This window comes from Nonomuraea sp. GTA35 (assembly GCF_041950525.1).
In the GTDB taxonomy this organism is placed as follows: domain Bacteria; phylum Actinomycetota; class Actinomycetes; order Streptosporangiales; family Streptosporangiaceae; genus Nonomuraea.
In genome coordinates this window covers 45,128-61,670 of the sequence record NZ_JBGNUV010000025.1, presented here as the reverse complement: position 1 = coordinate 61,670, position 16,543 = coordinate 45,128, and the positions used below count along the sequence as shown (strand labels likewise).

Below are 16,543 nucleotides of genomic sequence, written 5' to 3'. Positions count from 1 at the left end.
CGCGGACGGTCTTCGCGGTCTCCTGGCCGGCAGGTTGGGCTACTGGCCCTGGTGGTGCGGTTGGTCCTTGTGCGGGAGGGAAGCGGCGTCGAGGGTGGCGGCCCAGCTCGCGAGCAGGCGCAGGGCGTCGTGGGACGGGGTGCCGGGGGCGGCGGTGTAGACGGTCAGGTTCAGGCCGTGGTCGGCGTGCAGGTCGATGGATTCGTAGTCGAGGGTGAGGTCGCCGACGGCCGGGTGGTGGAAGGTCTTGGTGCCGGCGTGGTGCAGGCGGACGTTGTGAGCGGCCCAGCGGGTGCGGAAGTCGTCGCTGCGGGTGGACAGCTCGCCGATCAGGTCGGTGAGGTCCTTGTTGTAGGGGTCGCGGCCGGCTTCGGTGCGCAGCAGGGCGACGGTGACGTCGGCGGCGACGTCCCAGCCGGGGAAGAAGTCCGGCCCGGCCGGGTCGAGGAACTGGAAGCGCGCGATGTTGGCCGGGCGGCTGCCGGCCGCGGCCTGCGCGGGAGAGGCGGATGCGCTCTGGTAGACCGGCCAGTACATGGCGCGACCGAGCCGGTTGGCGGCCAGCAGGTCCATGCGGCCGTTGCGGATGATGGCCGGGGCGTCGCTCATGGCGTCCAGCATCCGCTGCAGCCCGGGCCGGACCTTGACCGCCGGGCGGCGGGCGGGGCGGCGGGGGCCGGGGGCCGCGGCGCGGGCCAGGTCGAACAGGTGGGCGCGTTCGGCCTCGTCGAGCTGCAGCGCGCGGGCGACGGCGTCCAGGACGTCGGTGGAGACGCCGCTGATGTGGCCCTTTTCGAGACGGGTGTACCAGTCGGTGCTCACGCCGGCCAGCACGGCGACCTCCTCGCGCCGCAGGCCGGGCACCCGGCGGCGGTTGCCGGGGGCCAGCCCGGCCTGCTGCGGGGTGATCCTGGCGCGCCGGGTGATCAGGAAGTCGCGGATCTCGTCTCGGTTGTCGTGCACGTCTTCACTGTATGAAGCGGCCGGAAGCGGAAGGGGGTAGAGGTTGTCCCCCCGATGAACGCGACCTCCCGCCCGTGAATCGCGGCTGGTTGGCTGGACATTGCCGACGGCGGGAGGGCGATCGTCGTCCCGGCAAAGGAACGCCGTGGAGGAGGTCATCTTCTCCTCGGGCACAGATGATTCGACCGGTTCACGGATACGGGGCGACTGAAGGAGGCGATGCGGATGCCGAGTGACAAGCCGTCCGGCGCCCAGGCCATGTTCGGGGATTTCGCTCCACAACTGGTGCACCTGACCGATGACGTGCTCTTCGGCGAGGTGTGGCCGGATCAGGCCCTGTCACGGCGCGACCGCAGCCTGGTGACCGTGGCGGCCCTGGTGGCCCTGTATCGCGGCAACGAACTGCCCTTCCACCTCAAGACGGCCATGGACAACGGGTTGAGCGCCGAGGAGCTGAAGCAGGCGATCACGCATCTGGCGTTCTACGCCGGCTGGCCGAACGCGATGACCGCCATGACCGAGCTGAAGAAGATCGTCGAAGCGGGGAGCTGACCTGAGGATGGAGCTGATCACGCAGCCGCCGACCAGCAAGGCTCCGGCTGAGATGTTCACCGGGGACGCCTGGTGGGATGTCATCTACCAGGGCCAGGAGCCGTCCCGGGCGCGGGCGAACATCGTGCGCTTCGCGCCGGGCGCGTACCGCGTGGCATTCTCACGGGCTCGGCCAGACCCTCCACATCGTCATCACGACACATCTGATTCGGATTGAGGAGATCCACCATGCGTGGAGCAGTGTTGTACGCCCCTGGCGACGTGCGCGTCGAGGACCGCCAGGACCCGGCGATCATCGAGCCGACCGACGCGATCATCCGTCTGTCGGCGACGTGTATCTGCGGCTCGGACCTGTGGCCCTACCGAGGCGTGGAGAAGCTCGGCGGGCCGGCCGTGATGGGGCACGAGTACGTCGGCGTCGTGGAAGAGGTCGGCAGCGAGGTCACCACCGTCAGACCCGGCCAGTTCGTCGTCGGCTCGTTCGTCGCCGCCGACGGCACCTGCGAGATCTGCCGCTCCGGCTACCCCTCCTCGTGCGTGCACCGGGTGTTCATGAACGAGGTCGGCACCCAGTCCCAGCGCGCCCGCGTCCCGTACGCTGACGGCACCCTCGTGGCCACCCCCGGTATGCCCGGCGCGGAGCTGATCCCCAGCCTGCTGGCCGCCTCCGACGTGCTGGGCACCGGCTGGTTCGGCGCGGTGGCCGCGCAGGCCGGCCCCGGCAAGACGGTCGCGGTCGTCGGCGACGGCGCGGTCGGCCTGATGGCGGTGCTGGCCGCCAAGCAGCTCGGCGCCGAACGGATCATCGCGATGAGCCGCCACGAGACGCGCCAGAGGCTCGCGCGCGAGTTCGGCGCCACCGACCTCGTCACCGAGCGCGGCGACGACGGTGTGGCGCGGATCAAGGACCTGACCGGCGGGTTGGGCGCTCACTCGGTCGTGGAGGCGGTCGGCACCCAGGAGTCGATGCGGCAGGCCATCGGTTCCGCCCGGCCCGGCGGGCACGTCGGCTTCGTGGGCGTCAACCACGGCGTCGCCCTCAGCGGCGACGAGCTCTTCTTCGCCCAGGTCAGCCTGCTCGGCGGCCCGGCCCCTGTGCGCCGGTTCCTGCCCGAGCTGATCGAGCTGATCTGGGAACGGAAGATCGACCCCGGCAAGGTCTTCGACCTCACCCTTCCGCTTGACCAGGCGGCCGAGGGATACCAGGCCATGGACGAACGCCGCGCGATCAAGGTCCTCCTGCAGCCCTGACATCCGTCTGTTCCTCCTGCTGATGAAGGAGAAGCGAGGCTTCATGTCCGCTCGACGACCACACTCGGCGGCGCGGCAGCCGGCGTCCTGTCTTGCGCTGTCCCCGCCGGGCCGGCCGAACCGGCGGCCGGGCTGGCCGGGGCAGGCGACGAGCACAGCAGCACGCTGTCGGTGACGGTGAACGGGCGCCGCCACCAGGTGACGATCGACGACCGGACGACGACGGCCACGACGACGGCGTCATCACGATCGGCAACGTCGAGTTGGGCGTGCGACAGCTCGACCGTCTCGAACAAGGCCAGGTCACCGTCGAGGTGATCGAGTAGCCGCCGCCCGACCGGCACGGACCCGGGACGGCGCTCCACGCGCAGACCGGTCGGCACCCGAACAAAGAACACCACCAGCCAGGAGAGCACACGAGATGAACCCTGCCTACGACTTCACCGGCCAGGTCGCCTTCGTCACCGGAGCCGGTTCCGGGATGGGACTGGCCACTGCCCGCGCGTTCGCCGAGTCCGGGGCCGCCGTCGCGCTCACCGACATCAACACCGAGGCCCTGGACGCCGCCGCCAAGGACCTCACCGGCGCCGGCCACCAGGTTCTGGCCCTCACCTGCGACGTCAGCGACGAGGACGAGGTCGCCGCCGCCGTCGACCGCACGGTCGAGACCTTCGGCCGTCTGGACATGGCCTTCAACAACGCCGGCATCCAGATTCCGCCCTGTGACGCCGCCGACGAGTCCATCGAGGTCTTCGACCGCGTCAACGCCATCAACCTGCGCGGCGTGTGGGCGTGCATGAAGCACGAACTCCGGCACATGCGGGCCCAAGGCAGCGGCGCCATCGTCAACTGCTCGTCCCTGGGCGGCCTGGTCGGCATCCCCGGCCGCGCCTCCTACCACGCCACCAAGCACGGCGTCATCGGCCTCACCAAGAGCGCCGCCCTCGAATACGCGCCGCGCGGCATCCGCGTCAACACCGTCTGCCCCGGAACCATCGACACCCCCATGGTCAGCGACATGATCGCCAAGGGTGAGCTCGACCGCGGCCAGGCCATGGCCGACCAGCCCATCAACCGTCTCGGGACCGCCGATGAGATCGCCTCGGCGGTCCTGTGGCTGTGCAGCCCCGGAGCGAGCTTCGTCGTGGGAGTCGCCCTGCCCGTCGACGGCGGTTACGTCGCCCGCTGACACCCTGACGGCCTCGAAGATCCCGAAGCCATGCGATGCCGGCCCTCGCCGTCGAGGAGTTCTCCGGGTCCTGCGACACCGCCGGGTCGGCCACTGCGATCAGATCACCACATCGGCACCGGCGAACGCGCCGCTCGAACAGCTCATTCGCCGCCAGGACGCGGACGTACCGACGACGTCGTCGACCGATGAGGACCGGATTCCTGGACGGTCCCATAACCAGCGGCGGCATGCCGCCGCTCGCGAACGGGGAACACCCCGCGACCACCGAACAGCTCCTGCCCGGCAAGGGCAGGCGAGAAAAGAGCCAAGGGCCATCGATGACCGAGCCTGTGCACCGCCGCTTCGAGGGCAAGACCGCGCTGGTGACCGGCGCGGCTGGCGGGATCGGCCGCGCCACCGCGCCGGCGTTCGCCCGGGAAGGCGCGGCCGTGGTGGCCGCCGACGTGACGGCCGGCCAGAACGAGCAGACCGCCCAGCTGATCCGCGAGCAGGACGGACGCGCGCTGGCCGTCACCTGCGACGTCACCAGCGACCAGGACGTGCGGGCGGCCCTGGACGCGCTGATCGGCGAGTTCGGCCACCTCGAGGCCTCCGCCGTGCTGTGGCTGTGCTCAGAGCCTGCCGCCTTCACCATCGGCCACGCTCCGGTCATGGACGGCGGCCAGACCACCTGACCCGGCCCGTACAGCCGGACGGGCCGACGACAGCCACTACTCCCCCTTCGAGGTGGCCGCCTCAACGCTGTGCGGCCGCGCCGCCGCCCGTCACAGCGTGCCCCTGGGCGGAGAGATCTCAGGCGGAGCCGTCCGGATGGCTCAGCCCGCGGACCTGTCCGGCGGCGGTCATGACAGCAACACGCATGAGCAGAATCGGAGTTGAAGGTGACGCGGAGGCCGGTCAGGAACTGGTTGCGGCGGCCAACTCGATCCGGACCGTGACCCGCTTGCCCACATCCGCGAGCCTGTCCAGTCCGGCCTCGACCGCGCCGAGGCGGATCAGGCCCGGTTCGGGCACGGTCTGGCCGAGGTCGTCGTAGTAGACGGCGATCATCCCGTTCACGGGCCAGACATAGATGCCGCCCGCGGCGGGGTCGTGGACCGGCGTGCCGCCCTCGGCGGTGAGCAGGCGCGGTATCGGCCCCGCCTTCGCCTGCCCCCACGCGTCCGTCAGCCGCACGGTCAACGGCAGCATCGCGGTGAACTGCCGCGACATCATCGTGTCGGTCAACGTCGCGGCGACGGCATGATCGCCGAACCGCAGCACCACCGGCATCCCCGATGCGGCGCTCACCGCGCCCGGAGATGACACCGGAGATGACACCAGCCGTGTCACGGGCCCGGCGCCCTGCGGGTCTGCCGGCAGTGAGCACCCGGCCAGCAGGCCGGCCAGCGCGGCGGTCAGCAGGCAGGCGGCCAGGCGGCGGGTCCAAGCGGTGGCGGTCACGATCACAACCTCGGTCATGGCATCCAGCACATCCGGGCCGGCCCGCGGGAGGAAGTCTCTGCTGATGGGTGTACTACCAGTACATCCCACATGCCGGGGAGCTTGGCGTACCGTCGTGGCATGGACAACCGGTCCGAAGTACGCGCATTCCTCACCTCACGACGCGCCAAGATCACCCCCGAGCAGGCGGGCCTGCCCGTCGCCGGGCTGCGCCGCGTCCCCGGGCTACGGCGCAGCGAGGTCGCGGCCCTGGCCGGGATGAGCGTGGAGTACTACGCCAAGCTCGAACGCGGCGTTCTGGCCGGTGTCTCGGCCGGCATGCTCGACGCGATCGCCCGCGCCCTGCAGCTGGACGACGCCGAACGCGCCCACCTGCTGCGCCTCGCGCACGAGGCCGACGGCAGCAACGCCATCCTGCGCCGGCGCCGCCTCAACCCGCCGACCGCCCGGCCCGGCCTGCAAGGGATGCTCGACGCCATCACCACCGCCCCGGCGATCATCGGCAACAACCGATCGGACCTGCTGGCCGCCAACCACCTGGGCCGGGCCATGTACAGCGACCTCTACGCCGACCCCACCCGGCCGCCGAACTTCGCCCGCTTCACCTTCCTCGACAGCGCCGCCCACCGCTTCTTCCCTGACTGGGACCTGGCCGCCGACATGACCGTGGCCAACCTGCGCACCGCCGCCGGCAAGGACCCCCACGACAAGAGCCTGCACGACCTGGTCGGAGAACTGTCCACCCGCAGCGACGACTTCCGCCGCCGATGGGGAGCCCACAACGTCCGCAGCCACGGCACCGGCGTCAAACACTTCCACCACCACATCGTCGGCGACCTCACCCTCGCCTACGAGAGCATGGACCTGCGCGCCGAGCCCGGCCTGTCCATGACGATCTACACCGCCGAGCCCGGCTCCCCGTCCGAAGACGCGCTCCGCCTGCTCTCTTCCTGGGCCGCCACTCACGAGCACACTGATCGCCAAGACACAGCCCACCCACACGCCGAGCCCACGTGATACGCCCGAACGGTGTTTCATGAGCGACCGCCGGTGAAACAGCCCCGGAAGCCGTGAAGCCACGGCGCCGGTCCCGGTGCTCACGTCCCGGTCGTAGAGGTGTGCGCCTGTGGATGCAGTGGTGCCGAAGCCGACTGGCGACGCTGCTGTCGCAGGAGAGCGCGGATGCGGGCGGTGGCGACCATGATCCCGGTTGCTGCGGTCAGGCCGACCGCGGCGAGGAAGGTCGGCCAGATGTGAGACAGCAGAACAAAAGTGACGCCGCGGCCCCCGGAGATCAGTTCCAGGATGCGCGGCAGGAAGGCCAGCACCGGCAACGGCAGCAGATGGGGGACCAGCCGGAGCGTCGTCCTCCAGGAAGCATCGGTGGCGCGGCGCTGCGCCCAACGTCGCGCTCGGCGAGCTCTGACGGCCCCGCCTGTCACGATCGACAGCGCGGCGGCGAGGGCGGCCAGGTCGGCGATGAAGGCGAGCGGGAGCGGGGCGCCCGTGCCGGGCGTGCCCCGGGTCAGGCCGACGAGGTCTTCCATGATGGCCTCGACGTCGGCCTCCAGCGGCATGCGGCTGTTGGACATCAGCGCGATGCCGTACCCGCTGTCGGGCAGGAGCACCATGGTGGCCGTGGAGGTGAAGGACGATCCGGGGTGCGTGATCTGCCGGGGCCCGTTGTGGGGGTCGGGGTTGTCCCAGCCGAGGGCGTAGTGTCCGTCGGGTGCGCTGGGCCGATGCAGCTCACGCAGCCCCTTCCCGGACAGGACGGTGCTCGCCGTGCCACGGGTGTGCAGGGCCAGCCACTTGGCGAGGTCGTCGGCGGTGGTGACGATGCCGGCCGAGCCGGCGACGAACCGGCCGGGCTCGGTGCGTGGCCAGGTGATACCGAGAAAGCGGTTGTGCCCGTCAATGAGGCCGGGGACCGGGTCCTGCCAGTTGCCGACGGTCACGGTCGAGATCATCCGCAACGGGGTGAACACCCGCTGGGTGAGGTAGTCGGCGAAGGGCAGCCCGCTCACCACTTCCACCAGCCGGGCGGCGACCCAGTAGTTGGGGTTGTGGTATTCGTGTCGCCGGCCTGGTGGGGCGGCCAGCTTGGCGCGGCGCAGGTCCGCCAGGGCCTGGCGCAGGGAGTCCGGCTGGGGTAGACCGGCCTCGGGGTAGGTGGTATCCGACATGCCGGAGCTGTGGTCGAGCAGCTGGCGAATGGTGATCTGCTCGGCTCTGGGGTCGGCCAGGGAGAATTCCGGCAGATGCCGCACGACGGGGTCGTCAAGCCTGAGGTCGCCGGCCTCGGCCAGCTGCATCACGGCCAGGGCGGTGAACGACTTCGACAGTGACGCGATCCGCATGGGTGTCCGGCTCGTGATCGGCTCGCCACGCGCGTCATGCCCGTATCCGCCGGTGTGCAGGACGCGCCCGTTCCTGACGAGTGCCACCGCGACGCCGGGCAGGCGGGCAGGGCCGAGGTTGGCCTCCACGACCCCGGCGATCGCGGCCGGATCCGGCTGCGCCGCCGCGGCGGCGGGTGAGACCGGCGAACCCAGGCAGACCGCCACCACGGCGGCCACGCTGGCCATGAAGTGCCTGGTCATCAGGTTCACACGTACTCCTGTGCAGAGGGTCGGAGGCAAGAGGGCAGGGCTGAGCGACCGGGCGGCCCTGCCGGCCGTCCAGTGATCAGATCCGGGGGTTAGTCGTTGAGGAAGCGCACGATGGCCAGGACCCGGCGGTTGTAGCCGTCGGCGTGCGCGAGGCCGAGCTTGTCGAAGATGGCGTTGGCGTGTTTCTCCACCGCGCTGCGCGACACATGCAGCCGTCCGGCGATGGACTCGTTGGTATGTCCCTGTGCCATCAGGGCGAGCACCTCGTGCTCGCGCACGCTCAGCCGGGCCAGGGATGTGGTGTCGCGTGCGCGGTTGAGCAGCCGCCGGACGACCTCCGGGTCGAACGCCGTCCCGCCGTCAGCCACCCGCCGCAGCGCCTCCAGGAAGTCGCCGACCTCGACCACCCGGTCCTTGAGCAGATAGCCGACCCCGCGTACGCCGCCGTCGACGAGCTGGGCGGCGTAGCGGGTGTCGACATACTGCGACAACACCAGCACGCCGATCCCAGGGTGCCGGCGCCGCACGGCGAGCGCGGCCCGCAGGCCCTCGCTGGTGAAGGTCGGCGGCATGCGCACATCGGCGATGACCGCCTCCGGCCGATGCTCCTCACACGCGGCCACCAGTCCTTCTGCGTCGCCGACGGCCGCCACAACCTGGTGGCCGTCCTCGCTCAGCAGCCGGGTCAGGCCCTCGCGCAGCAGCGTGCTGTCTTCGGCCAGGACTATCCGCATGGCAGCTCCACCCGCAGCGTCGTCGGCCCCCCGGCGGGGCTGTCGAGGTCGAAGCGGCCGTCGTAGGCGGCCACCCGGCGGGCCAGGCCGGACAGGCCGCGCCCGTCGGGGCGGGCGCCGCCGACGCCGTCGTCGCTGACACGTACGCGCAACGTGCCGGCGGTTTGGCGGACCTCGATCTCAACCCGTTGGGCCCGGCTGTGTTTGAGCGCGTTCGTCACCGCCTCGCAGACCACGAAGTAGGCGACCGTCTCCTGGGCCGGGCCCAGCCGCATCGCAACGTCGTAGTCCAGGCCGATCGGCGCGCTGGAGCGTTCGACGAGCGACTCCAGCGCCGCGGGCAGCCCGCCGTCGTCCAGGGCCGCCGGGTAAATCCGCCAGGCCACCTCCCGCAACTCCTCCAGTGCGCGGCGGGATTCCTCCCGCGCCTGCCGGAACAGCGCGGCGGCAGCGCCGGAGTCGTCGAGGCGATGGGCGCGGCCGAGCAGCATGCCCAGCGCGACCAGTCGCTGCTGCACGCCGTCGTGCAGGTCCCGCTCGATCCGCCGCCGCTCGTCATCGACCGCCTCCAGCACCTCTGCCCGCGTCCGCGACAGTTGCTCGACGCGGCTGCGCAGCACCTCCTTGTCGCTGGGCGCGAGTCCCCATTCCGCCAGCCGTCGTTCCAGCGCCGCCAGGCCGATCAGGGCCTGCGCCGCCAGGAAGATGACGAGGAGTCCGAACGCCGTCCAGGTGATGGGGTCGTACCAGCTCATCTCGGCATGCTCGCCCGTACCGCCGGAGAGCGCCCGCCAGCTCAACGTCACCCAGATCCCGACGAGCACCAGCACCCCGCCCCCGAGCCCGCCGACGATGCCGCGCATCGCCACGTACGCCAGCGCACGCCCCCCGGCCAGACCCGGGGCGACGGTGCCGCCCAGCCAGCGATTGACGCGGACCCGATCGGCCTCGGCCAGCCGCCCGGAGCCACGGAACGACCAAGGCCGGGTGGACGGCATGGCCAGCAGCGGCATCGCGATGACGACCCACGCCAGCTCGGCCACGGCCATCACCGCCCCGAGCACCAGCCCGACCATGCCACGTACCGCTGCCCACGCCACAACCATGGTCACGAACTCTAGACAGCCGCCCAGCGGCAGCACATTGAAGGTTTCCACAAAGCCGGCCAACCGCGAGTGTCCTGGGTGGGGGACCCATTCCGCCGTACCGGCTGTGGACGCGGACCGGGACTGTCATCACACACAGCTACATTGGGGCTGGTCACGCGGACCCTGGCGGGGGCCCGATGCGCCTGTGCGAGTCGGCGGGTCGTCGGAAGCCCGGCATCCGGTCTCCGATCAGTCCGTCGCCGTCAAGGCGGCGCGTGCCGCGGTGAGGATCTCCTCGGAGAGGGGGGTGTCCTTGGTGGCGCGGGCAAGGAGAAGTGCGCCGAACATGGTGCACAGCCGGGTGATGCCGTCCTGGTCGTTGGTGGCGAGCCAGCCGGCGAGGTCGGTGACGCCTTCGGTGTAGATGCGGTGGGCTTCGCGGTCGCCGGGTTCGCGGGCGATGTCGGTGGCGAGCGCGGCGACGGGGCAGCCGTCCGCGGCGTCGTCGCGGTGCGCGGTGGACAGGTAGTCCTCGATGAACGCCCGCTGGGCGGTCTCGGGCCTTGCGGAGTACTGCTCGAGAGCGGCCGTGTGGCGCTGCCGGAGTTCGCCGAAGGCGTGGGCGGTGGCTTCGTCGATGAGCGCCTCCTTGGAGTCGAACTGCTTGTAGAAGCCGCCGTGGGTCAGGCCGGCCGCCTTCATGAGGTCGGCGACGCTGACGTGCGTGCCCTGCTCGCGAAACAGCCGGGAGGCGGTCTCCACGATTCGCTTGCGGTTCTCCTGCGCTTGTTCGCGCGACACACGGCCCATCAGCCAACCCCCCCGTTTGGATGTCGGTTGACTTCTATTCTATCCTTCTTTTTAGATGATGGACATAATCTAATTCGCGGGCGGGTCTCCCCCGGCCCCGCGACGTGAGGAGCAGCCATGGAACTGAAGAACACGGTCGCCGTGGTCACCGGAGCCAACCGTGGCCTGGGACGCCACCTGGCCGCCCAGCTCGCCGAGCGTGGAGCGAAGGTGTACGCGGCGGCGCGCCACCCGCAGAGCGTGGATCTGCCCGGTGTCATCCCGCTGCGCCTGGACGTGACCGACGCGGAAACGATCCAGACCGCGGCGCGCATCGCGTCGGACACGACGCTACTGATCGACAACGCCTGTCTCGGCGCTGCACGTCGGACTGATGGACACCGACATGGCCGCCGGCATTCCCGCCGGGAAAGCAGACCCCGCCGACGTCGCGGCCCAGGCCCTGCACGGCATCGCGAACGGGCTGCCCGAAATCCTCGCCGACGAGCCCACCCGGACCGTCAAGCGGAACCCGGCCGCATTGCCCGCGTGAGCCGCACAACGCCACGGTGTCCCCCGCTTATCGGCTTCCGGCAGTAAGGACACCTTCCGCATCTGCCGCGGCCCCGCACGTGCAAGGCAACGCCCACCAAGTGTCGGACAAACCCCCGATGGACCATGATCCCCCCTCCCCCGCGGACGGGGAACGGAGACGACGATGAAGACCTTCATGATCGAGCGGTACGGCAACAATGCGGACCTGCACGCCGCCGAACTGCCCGACCCGCAGATGGGCACGGACGACGTGCTGATCCGGATCCACGCCGCCGGCGTCAACCCCCTGGACCTCAAGATCCGGGACGGAGCGTTCAAGGCGATCCTCCCCTACCGGCTCCCGCTCATCCTGGGCAACGACCTTGCCGGGGTGGTGACCCAGGTGGGCCCGGCCGTCACCCGGTTCGCCGTGGGCGATGAGGTCTACGCACGTCCCGGCAAGGACCGGATCGGCACGTTCGCCGAACTCATCGCCGTCTCCCAGGAGGAGGTAGCGGTCAAACCGGCCACCCTCACCATGGCCGAGGCCGCCTCCCTCCCCCTTGTCGCCCTGACCGCGTGGCAGGCGCTGGTCGAACGGGCACAGGTGCGGCTGGGCCAGAAGGTTCTCATTCACGCGGGCTCCGGCGGTGTCGGCACCATCGCCATCCAGCTGGCCAAGCAGCTGGGCGCGCACGTGGCCACCACCGCGAGCACGGCCAAGGTCGATCTGGTGAAGGAGCTCGGCGCGGACATCGTCGTCGACTACAGGCAGCAGGACTTCGCGACCGTCCTTCGTGACTACGACGTCGTCCTGGACACCCTCGGCGGCCAGGCGCTCACCAAGTCCCTGCAGGTCATCAAGCCCGGCGGGACGCTCATCAGCATCGCCGGCCCGCCCGATGCGGCCTTCGCCCGCGAACTGGGCGCCAACGCCATCCTGCGGCTGGCGATGAGCGCGCTGAGCTTGCGGATCCGGCGCCGCGCCAGGCGCCGCGGCGTGACCTACTCCTTCCTGTTCATGCGGGCCAGCGGCGACCAGTTGCGTGAGCTCACGCCGCTCATCGAGGCCGGGAAGATCCGTCCCGTCGTGGACCGTGTCTTCCCGTTCGAGCAGACCCCGCAGGCTCTGGCCTACGTCGAGCAGGGCCGCGCGAAGGCGGGCAAGGTCGTCGTCGCGATGACGTGAGGCACCCCATCGCGCCTACCCACGCCTAACACCATGGAGCACACGAACACCCACGCGGACACGATGCGGGCCACCGGCCAGGACGAACTCGGCGGGCCCGAGGTCCACAAGCTCGTCACCCTTGTCCTCCCCGCCCCCGGCCACCTGGCCGCCCAGATCGCCAAGGCGCGGCGGCCATATCGCGATCTGTGGCATGAGCTGATCTACCGGCTCAGCGAAGGCCGTCGGCATCGCCGCTACCGCAGCCTGCGCTGCCGGGCCCGGCGGTCCCTGAACCGCGCCAGGTCGACCATCCGCCGGTGCGGCACCTCTCAGGCGGCAGCGGCATGGCCCTCAGCCCCACACCGAGGATTTCCGCGGCGAGCTCCAGCGCCTTCTCCAGAGTCCTGCCCGAGGACACCGCCGGGCCTTTGCAGCGCTCCAGATCCGAGGAGCGCCGGCCTTCGGGCACCTCCAGCAGCATCTCCAGGATCACCCGCTGCCGCGGCGACAGCCCCGCGCAGCGTGTCATAGAGCCGGTCGGTGGCCTCATCCCGCACCCGCGCGCCCAGCCGGGCCAGCGAAACGTCGCCTCACTCGACCCGAGAAAACAGGAACTGGCCGACGGCAAGACCAGCTGATGGTGGGCAAGGAGAACAGGGTCTCGACGGGGCGAGGGCCTTGCGCCTGTTGAAGGGTGTACGGGCGAAGCCCGTTCTTTTTTGGATGAGATGAATTGTTCTATAGTCCGGACGCCTTTACAAAGTAAATTCATCTCGGGCAGGTTCCGCGCGACGATGCGGCCAACCGTGCAGGACCACCGGACCGAGACTGTCGTCGCCGCCGCGTTGCCCCCGGCAGTGCCCACGCCGCGGCTGCGATGCACGTACGAGCCGGCCGGGTGGCTACTACTGTGCTTTCGACGTCGCGCCGGGCGCACTTCCGTATGAGCCGTGGCAGCCCCATGAGTTGTCGGCCGCCTTGAAAGCGGTGGCTGCGTGCGCTCTGCAGTTGACGCCCTCGCCGATCGACGGCCTGCCAACGCTGACCGACCAGATGGCGGCAGCCACACATTGGGCCGTGACAACTGGAACCATCGCAGTGCCCGTCTGGCTGCGCCGGTGAGAAGGCCAGACGCGTGTCAACGCGGCTGGCTGGTGGGGTGTGCCGGCTGGGTGGCTGCCAGGCTGGCCAGGAGCTTGAGCCGCTCTTCTGAGGTGCTGCCCGGTTCGGCGGTGTAGATGGTGAGGCCGTACACCGTCCGGCTGGACACGGGCAGGTCGAGGGACTGGTAGGTCAGCTCCAGGTCGCCGACCTGCGGATGCCACAGCTGCTTGCTGCCGTCGTGGCGGATACGCACGTCGTGGACCGCCCACTGGCTGCGGAACTCGGTGCTGAGCGTGGACAGCTCACCCACGAGGTCGCGCAGGGCCCGGTCGTGGGGGTCGCGGCCGGCCTCGGCGCGCAGCAACGCGGCGCTGACGACGGCGGCCTCGTCCCAGTCGACGAAGAACTGCTGCGAGGCCGGGTCGAGGAAGACGTAGCGGGCGATGTTGGCGCGGCCGTGCCGCGTGGTGGCGGGGCTGTCGAAGACCGGCGCGAGCAGGGCCCGGGCCAGGGCGTTGTGGGCGACGAGGTCCTGGCGGCCGTTGCGTACGAACGCCGCCGACAGCGTCATGGAGTCCAGCAGCCACTGGACCCGCGGCGGGACCTGGACGTCCCTGCGGCGCGAAGGTGCGCGGCGGGCGGCGTGGGCCAGGTCGAACAGGTAGGTACGTTCGTCCTGGTCCAGGCGCAGGGCCTGGGCCACCGCGTCGAGCACCTCCTCGGACACGCCGCTGATGTGGCCCTTCTCCAGCCGGGTGTACCACTCGGTGCTCACCCCGGCCAGCACCGCGACCTCCTCGCGGCGCAGCCCGGGAACCCGGCGCCGGCCGCTGGTGGGCAGCCCGACCTGCTCGGGGGTGAGCTTGGCGCGCCGGGTGGCGAGGAAATCCCGGATCTGTTCGCGGTGGTCGGGCCGGTCATCCATGCCCTCCACGGTAGTCGCAGGGTTCGCGCAGGTGGCGGCGGCAAGGGGGTTGAGCTTGTCCCCCCTATAAACGCGCTCTGCCTCGTGCGCGGCCAGGCGGGTTTCCTGGGATCAGCAGGCAGAACGCGACCTGCGAGACGGAGACGGACCTTGTCCGACCAGCTCTTGCAGTGGTGATCGGCCCGCCCATCACCGTCGAAGCCCTCCTGTGATGCACCAACAAGACCTCCAACACCCGGGAGTACCACCATGACCGGCAAGACCGTACTGATCACCGGCGCGACCAGCGGCATCGGCGCCCACACCGCACGATTGCTCCTCGACCGCGGCCACCGCGTGGCCGTCACCGGCCGCGACGAGACCAAACTCAAGTCCTTGCTCGACGAGACCGGCCACCCCGACCGGCTGCTCGGCATCATCGCCGACGCCGCCGACTGGCCGGCCACCCAAGCCGCCGTGACCCGCACCGTGGCACACTTCGGCGCCCTGCACGCCGCGGTGGCCAACGCCGGCTTCATCCCCGCCGACCACCCGCGCACCATCGCCGACGGCGACCCGGAACTGTGGGCACCCATGGTCCTCACCAACGTCCTCGGCCCCGCCCTGCTGGCCAACGCCGCCCTGCCCCACCTCGAGACCACGGGCGGGCGGCTGGTGCTCATCGGCAGCGTCGCCGGCCTGAAGAACAGCCCCGCCAACCTCTACTCCGCCACCAAGTGGGCTGTCACCGGCATGGCCGAGAACCTGCGGATGTACGCCACCAGTCGCGGCATCGGCGTCACCCTCGTCAACCCCGGCATGACCGACACCGCCTTCTGGCAAGGCGGCGTCCCGCCCTTCGCCCTGTCCCCCGAGCCCGTCGCCGAGGCCATCTGCTTCGCCCTCAGCCAGCCGGCCGACGTCGACCTCAACACCCTGACCATCCGACCGGTCGGCCAGCCCGCCTGAGCCGGACCCGACACCTGGTGGCGTCGCAGCCGGTCGCAAGGCGTGGTGTTCCTACGGCCGGGCTCTGGGCCCGGGTCGAGGGCTTACTCGTACGGGGGGCAGCAGGCGGTGGTACCGCAGCAGGCCTCCGGTGCGCTGTCGGCGCTCTTCTCCGCAGTGGTGAGGATCCACCCGCGATGGCGGCTGTGAAAATCGCTGTCCGATTGTCGGAACGCAGTGATAGAGATTCAGGGTGACAATGACACTCGAGTTCCCCGTTCTGCTGCGACTGATCGAGGAACGGTCGACTGCCTTCCGCGCCGCGGTCGCCTCCGCGCCCACCCTCGACGTACAGGTGCCGACCTGCCCCGAGTGGACGCTGTTCGATCTGGCGCAGCACATCGGCGAGGGGCGCCGCGACTGGGCCGCCACCGTCGCCGCAGGGCCTGCTCCGGCCAAGTCCGCAGCGGAGGGCGCCCCGGCTGCGCCTCGGGAGCGCGAGGCCCTGCTGGCCTGGTTGGCGGAGTCCACGGGGCAACTGGTGGACGCATTGCGGAAGGCCGGCCCGGATCGCGGTTGCTGGACGTGGTGGGGGACGTCGCAGTCGCCGCAGACCTCCGGTGCCGTAGCTCGGCACCAGCTCCAGCAGATGGCGGTGCACACGTACGACGCCCAGATCACCATCGGCCCCCCGCAGCCGCTGCCGGCCGACGTGGCACTCGACGGTGTCGACGAGTTCCTGTCCACCTGCGTCGCAACGACGAGTGCCTGGCCGCACAAGCCCGCTGCCGTCGACTTCCACGCCTCCGAGGGCCGCTCCTGGCGCCTCTCGCTCTCCGCCGACGGCGCACGGACCACCCGTCTCCCCGGGCCCGGCACCATGCCGGCCACCGCTGCCGGCCAGGACCCGGACGCGGCCCACGCCTCCGCCCGGGGCACGGCCGGCGAGCTGGTCCTCATCCTGTACGACCGTATCCCGTTCGACTCCCTGAAGCTCGACGGCGACCGACGTCTCTTCGAGCAGCTCAGCGCCTGGGACCCGGGTGAGTAGGACGTGACGATGCGCCACCTCGTACGCCCCGGGGCATGCCTCCCGCCAACGGCAACAACCACGCCGTGGTGGCCTCGATGCCGAGGGCGGAGCAGACCGTCACGGCGGCGAAGCGGCTGACCAAGGCGGCGGCTCACAAGTTGATCGGTGCGCCTGGTCGGCACCTGACGCCGTCAGTTCTCAGCGCCGTCCTCGTCGTTATCGGGT

Annotated in this window: 18 protein-coding genes and 1 pseudogene; 10 read left to right on the top strand and 9 right to left on the bottom strand. The window is 70.6% G+C overall.

The features are described 5' to 3' along the window. Positions 1-39 precede the first annotated feature (39 nt). The gene (locus tag ACBJ32_RS55760; RefSeq protein WP_375133742.1) at positions 40-963 is read right to left on the bottom strand and encodes a helix-turn-helix transcriptional regulator; all 924 of its coding nucleotides are present in this window, start codon (positions 961-963) and stop codon (positions 40-42) included. 225 nt (positions 964-1,188) lie between these two features. Between ACBJ32_RS55760 and ACBJ32_RS55755 the strand changes: the two genes are divergently transcribed. Both ACBJ32_RS55755 and ACBJ32_RS55750 read left to right on the top strand, forming a co-directional pair. Next, positions 1,189-1,515, top strand: coding sequence for a carboxymuconolactone decarboxylase family protein (locus ACBJ32_RS55755; RefSeq protein ID WP_375133741.1), 327 nt, complete (start codon positions 1,189-1,191; stop codon positions 1,513-1,515). Between the two features lie 228 nt (positions 1,516-1,743). Beyond that, the gene (locus ACBJ32_RS55750) at positions 1,744-2,766 is read left to right on the top strand and encodes a zinc-dependent alcohol dehydrogenase family protein (protein ID WP_375133740.1); all 1,023 of its coding nucleotides are present in this window, start codon (positions 1,744-1,746) and stop codon (positions 2,764-2,766) included. A 41-nt stretch (positions 2,767-2,807) separates the two neighbouring features. Here the strand turns inward: ACBJ32_RS55750 and ACBJ32_RS55745 are convergent, their stop codons facing one another. Continuing rightward, entirely contained in the window at positions 2,808-3,182 is a 375-nt protein-coding gene (locus tag ACBJ32_RS55745; RefSeq protein ID WP_375133739.1) for a hypothetical protein, read from the bottom strand. 5 nt (positions 3,183-3,187) lie between these two features. On the opposite strand from ACBJ32_RS55745, the gene ACBJ32_RS55740 reads away from it, so the two are divergent. Further along, positions 3,188-3,955 (top strand): SDR family NAD(P)-dependent oxidoreductase, encoded by a 768-nt coding sequence (locus ACBJ32_RS55740; protein ID WP_375133738.1) that lies wholly within the window; start codon positions 3,188-3,190, stop codon positions 3,953-3,955. A 320-nt stretch (positions 3,956-4,275) separates the two neighbouring features. Continuing rightward, positions 4,276-4,632: an SDR family oxidoreductase gene (locus ACBJ32_RS55735; protein ID WP_375133737.1), complete on the top strand. Its 357-nt coding sequence runs from the start codon at positions 4,276-4,278 to the stop codon at positions 4,630-4,632. Between the two features lie 223 nt (positions 4,633-4,855). On the opposite strand, the gene ACBJ32_RS55730 is transcribed toward ACBJ32_RS55735, so the two are convergent. Beyond that, the gene (locus ACBJ32_RS55730; protein WP_375133736.1) at positions 4,856-5,407 is read right to left on the bottom strand and encodes a cyclophilin-like fold protein; all 552 of its coding nucleotides are present in this window, start codon (positions 5,405-5,407) and stop codon (positions 4,856-4,858) included. 114 nt (positions 5,408-5,521) lie between these two features. Here ACBJ32_RS55730 and ACBJ32_RS55725 point away from each other — a divergent pair, with 114 nt between their 5' ends. Next, on the top strand, positions 5,522-6,418 hold the full coding sequence (locus ACBJ32_RS55725; RefSeq protein WP_375133735.1) for a helix-turn-helix transcriptional regulator: 897 nt from the start codon (positions 5,522-5,524) through the stop codon (positions 6,416-6,418). 80 nt (positions 6,419-6,498) lie between these two features. Here ACBJ32_RS55725 and ACBJ32_RS55720 read toward each other — a convergent pair whose 3' ends face one another. The 4 genes from ACBJ32_RS55720 to ACBJ32_RS55705 all read right to left on the bottom strand — a co-directional run bounded on the left by ACBJ32_RS55720 (position 6,499) and on the right by ACBJ32_RS55705 (position 10,645). Further along, positions 6,499-8,004 (bottom strand): serine hydrolase domain-containing protein, encoded by a 1,506-nt coding sequence (locus tag ACBJ32_RS55720; protein WP_375133778.1) that lies wholly within the window; start codon positions 8,002-8,004, stop codon positions 6,499-6,501. A gap of 98 nt (positions 8,005-8,102) precedes the next feature. Then, complete coding sequence (locus ACBJ32_RS55715; protein ID WP_375133734.1) at positions 8,103-8,747, bottom strand: response regulator; 645 nt, start codon at positions 8,745-8,747, stop codon at positions 8,103-8,105. Continuing rightward, on the bottom strand, positions 8,738-9,853 hold the full coding sequence (locus tag ACBJ32_RS55710) for a sensor histidine kinase (RefSeq protein WP_375133733.1): 1,116 nt from the start codon (positions 9,851-9,853) through the stop codon (positions 8,738-8,740). Before ACBJ32_RS55710 ends, ACBJ32_RS55715 begins: the two co-directional genes overlap by 10 nt. Before the next feature lie 231 nt (positions 9,854-10,084). After that, the gene (locus ACBJ32_RS55705; RefSeq protein ID WP_375133732.1) at positions 10,085-10,645 is read right to left on the bottom strand and encodes a TetR/AcrR family transcriptional regulator; all 561 of its coding nucleotides are present in this window, start codon (positions 10,643-10,645) and stop codon (positions 10,085-10,087) included. Between the two features lie 117 nt (positions 10,646-10,762). Between ACBJ32_RS55705 and ACBJ32_RS55700 the strand changes: the two are divergent. From ACBJ32_RS55700 to ACBJ32_RS55690, 3 genes and pseudogenes are all read left to right on the top strand, one after another. Beyond that, positions 10,763-10,930 (top strand): annotated as a pseudogene (locus ACBJ32_RS55700) (SDR family NAD(P)-dependent oxidoreductase); the annotation flags it as partial. Positions 10,931-11,018: 88 nt separating this feature from the next. Further along, a complete protein-coding gene (locus ACBJ32_RS55695) occupies positions 11,019-11,177 on the top strand; it encodes a hypothetical protein (RefSeq protein WP_375133780.1) in 159 nt (52 codons plus the stop codon). 165 nt (positions 11,178-11,342) lie between these two features. Further along, the gene (locus ACBJ32_RS55690) at positions 11,343-12,347 is read left to right on the top strand and encodes an NADP-dependent oxidoreductase (protein ID WP_375133731.1); all 1,005 of its coding nucleotides are present in this window, start codon (positions 11,343-11,345) and stop codon (positions 12,345-12,347) included. A gap of 211 nt (positions 12,348-12,558) precedes the next feature. Here the strand turns inward: ACBJ32_RS55690 and ACBJ32_RS55685 are convergent, their stop codons facing one another. Both ACBJ32_RS55685 and ACBJ32_RS55680 read right to left on the bottom strand, forming a co-directional pair. Next, positions 12,559-12,810 (bottom strand): hypothetical protein, encoded by a 252-nt coding sequence (locus tag ACBJ32_RS55685; RefSeq protein ID WP_375133730.1) that lies wholly within the window; start codon positions 12,808-12,810, stop codon positions 12,559-12,561. Between the two features lie 657 nt (positions 12,811-13,467). Then, a complete protein-coding gene (locus ACBJ32_RS55680; protein WP_375133729.1) occupies positions 13,468-14,358 on the bottom strand; it encodes a helix-turn-helix transcriptional regulator in 891 nt (296 codons plus the stop codon). A gap of 249 nt (positions 14,359-14,607) precedes the next feature. On the opposite strand from ACBJ32_RS55680, the gene ACBJ32_RS55675 reads away from it, so the two are divergent. After that, positions 14,608-15,306: an SDR family oxidoreductase gene (locus tag ACBJ32_RS55675; RefSeq protein WP_375133728.1), complete on the top strand. Its 699-nt coding sequence runs from the start codon at positions 14,608-14,610 to the stop codon at positions 15,304-15,306. Between the two features lie 238 nt (positions 15,307-15,544). Beyond that, positions 15,545-16,336, top strand: coding sequence for a maleylpyruvate isomerase N-terminal domain-containing protein (locus tag ACBJ32_RS55670; RefSeq protein WP_375133777.1), 792 nt, complete (start codon positions 15,545-15,547; stop codon positions 16,334-16,336). Positions 16,337-16,543: the final 207 nt, after the last annotated feature.

Bases quoted from the DNA above. Each gene is read 5' to 3' on its own strand.
- ACBJ32_RS55740 (WP_375133738.1), top strand. From the start codon at position 3,188: ATGAACCCTGCCTACGACTTCACCGGCCAGGTCGCCTTCGTCACCGGA.
- ACBJ32_RS55680 (WP_375133729.1), bottom strand. From the start codon at position 14,358: ATGGATGACCGGCCCGACCACCGCGAACAGATCCGGGATTTCCTCGCC.
- ACBJ32_RS55735 (WP_375133737.1), top strand. From the start codon at position 4,276: ATGACCGAGCCTGTGCACCGCCGCTTCGAGGGCAAGACCGCGCTGGTG.
- ACBJ32_RS55720 (WP_375133778.1), bottom strand. From the start codon at position 8,004: ATGACCAGGCACTTCATGGCCAGCGTGGCCGCCGTGGTGGCGGTCTGC.
- ACBJ32_RS55685 (WP_375133730.1), bottom strand. From the start codon at position 12,810: ATGCTGCTGGAGGTGCCCGAAGGCCGGCGCTCCTCGGATCTGGAGCGC.
- ACBJ32_RS55675 (WP_375133728.1), top strand. From the start codon at position 14,608: ATGACCGGCAAGACCGTACTGATCACCGGCGCGACCAGCGGCATCGGC.
- ACBJ32_RS55715 (WP_375133734.1), bottom strand. From the start codon at position 8,747: ATGCGGATAGTCCTGGCCGAAGACAGCACGCTGCTGCGCGAGGGCCTG.
- ACBJ32_RS55670 (WP_375133777.1), top strand. From the start codon at position 15,545: ATGACACTCGAGTTCCCCGTTCTGCTGCGACTGATCGAGGAACGGTCG.
- ACBJ32_RS55695 (WP_375133780.1), top strand. From the start codon at position 11,019: ATGGACACCGACATGGCCGCCGGCATTCCCGCCGGGAAAGCAGACCCC.
- ACBJ32_RS55705 (WP_375133732.1), bottom strand. From the start codon at position 10,645: ATGGGCCGTGTGTCGCGCGAACAAGCGCAGGAGAACCGCAAGCGAATC.
- ACBJ32_RS55725 (WP_375133735.1), top strand. From the start codon at position 5,522: ATGGACAACCGGTCCGAAGTACGCGCATTCCTCACCTCACGACGCGCC.
- ACBJ32_RS55690 (WP_375133731.1), top strand. From the start codon at position 11,343: ATGAAGACCTTCATGATCGAGCGGTACGGCAACAATGCGGACCTGCAC.
- ACBJ32_RS55750 (WP_375133740.1), top strand. From the start codon at position 1,744: ATGCGTGGAGCAGTGTTGTACGCCCCTGGCGACGTGCGCGTCGAGGAC.
- ACBJ32_RS55710 (WP_375133733.1), bottom strand. From the start codon at position 9,853: ATGGTTGTGGCGTGGGCAGCGGTACGTGGCATGGTCGGGCTGGTGCTC.
- ACBJ32_RS55755 (WP_375133741.1), top strand. From the start codon at position 1,189: ATGCCGAGTGACAAGCCGTCCGGCGCCCAGGCCATGTTCGGGGATTTC.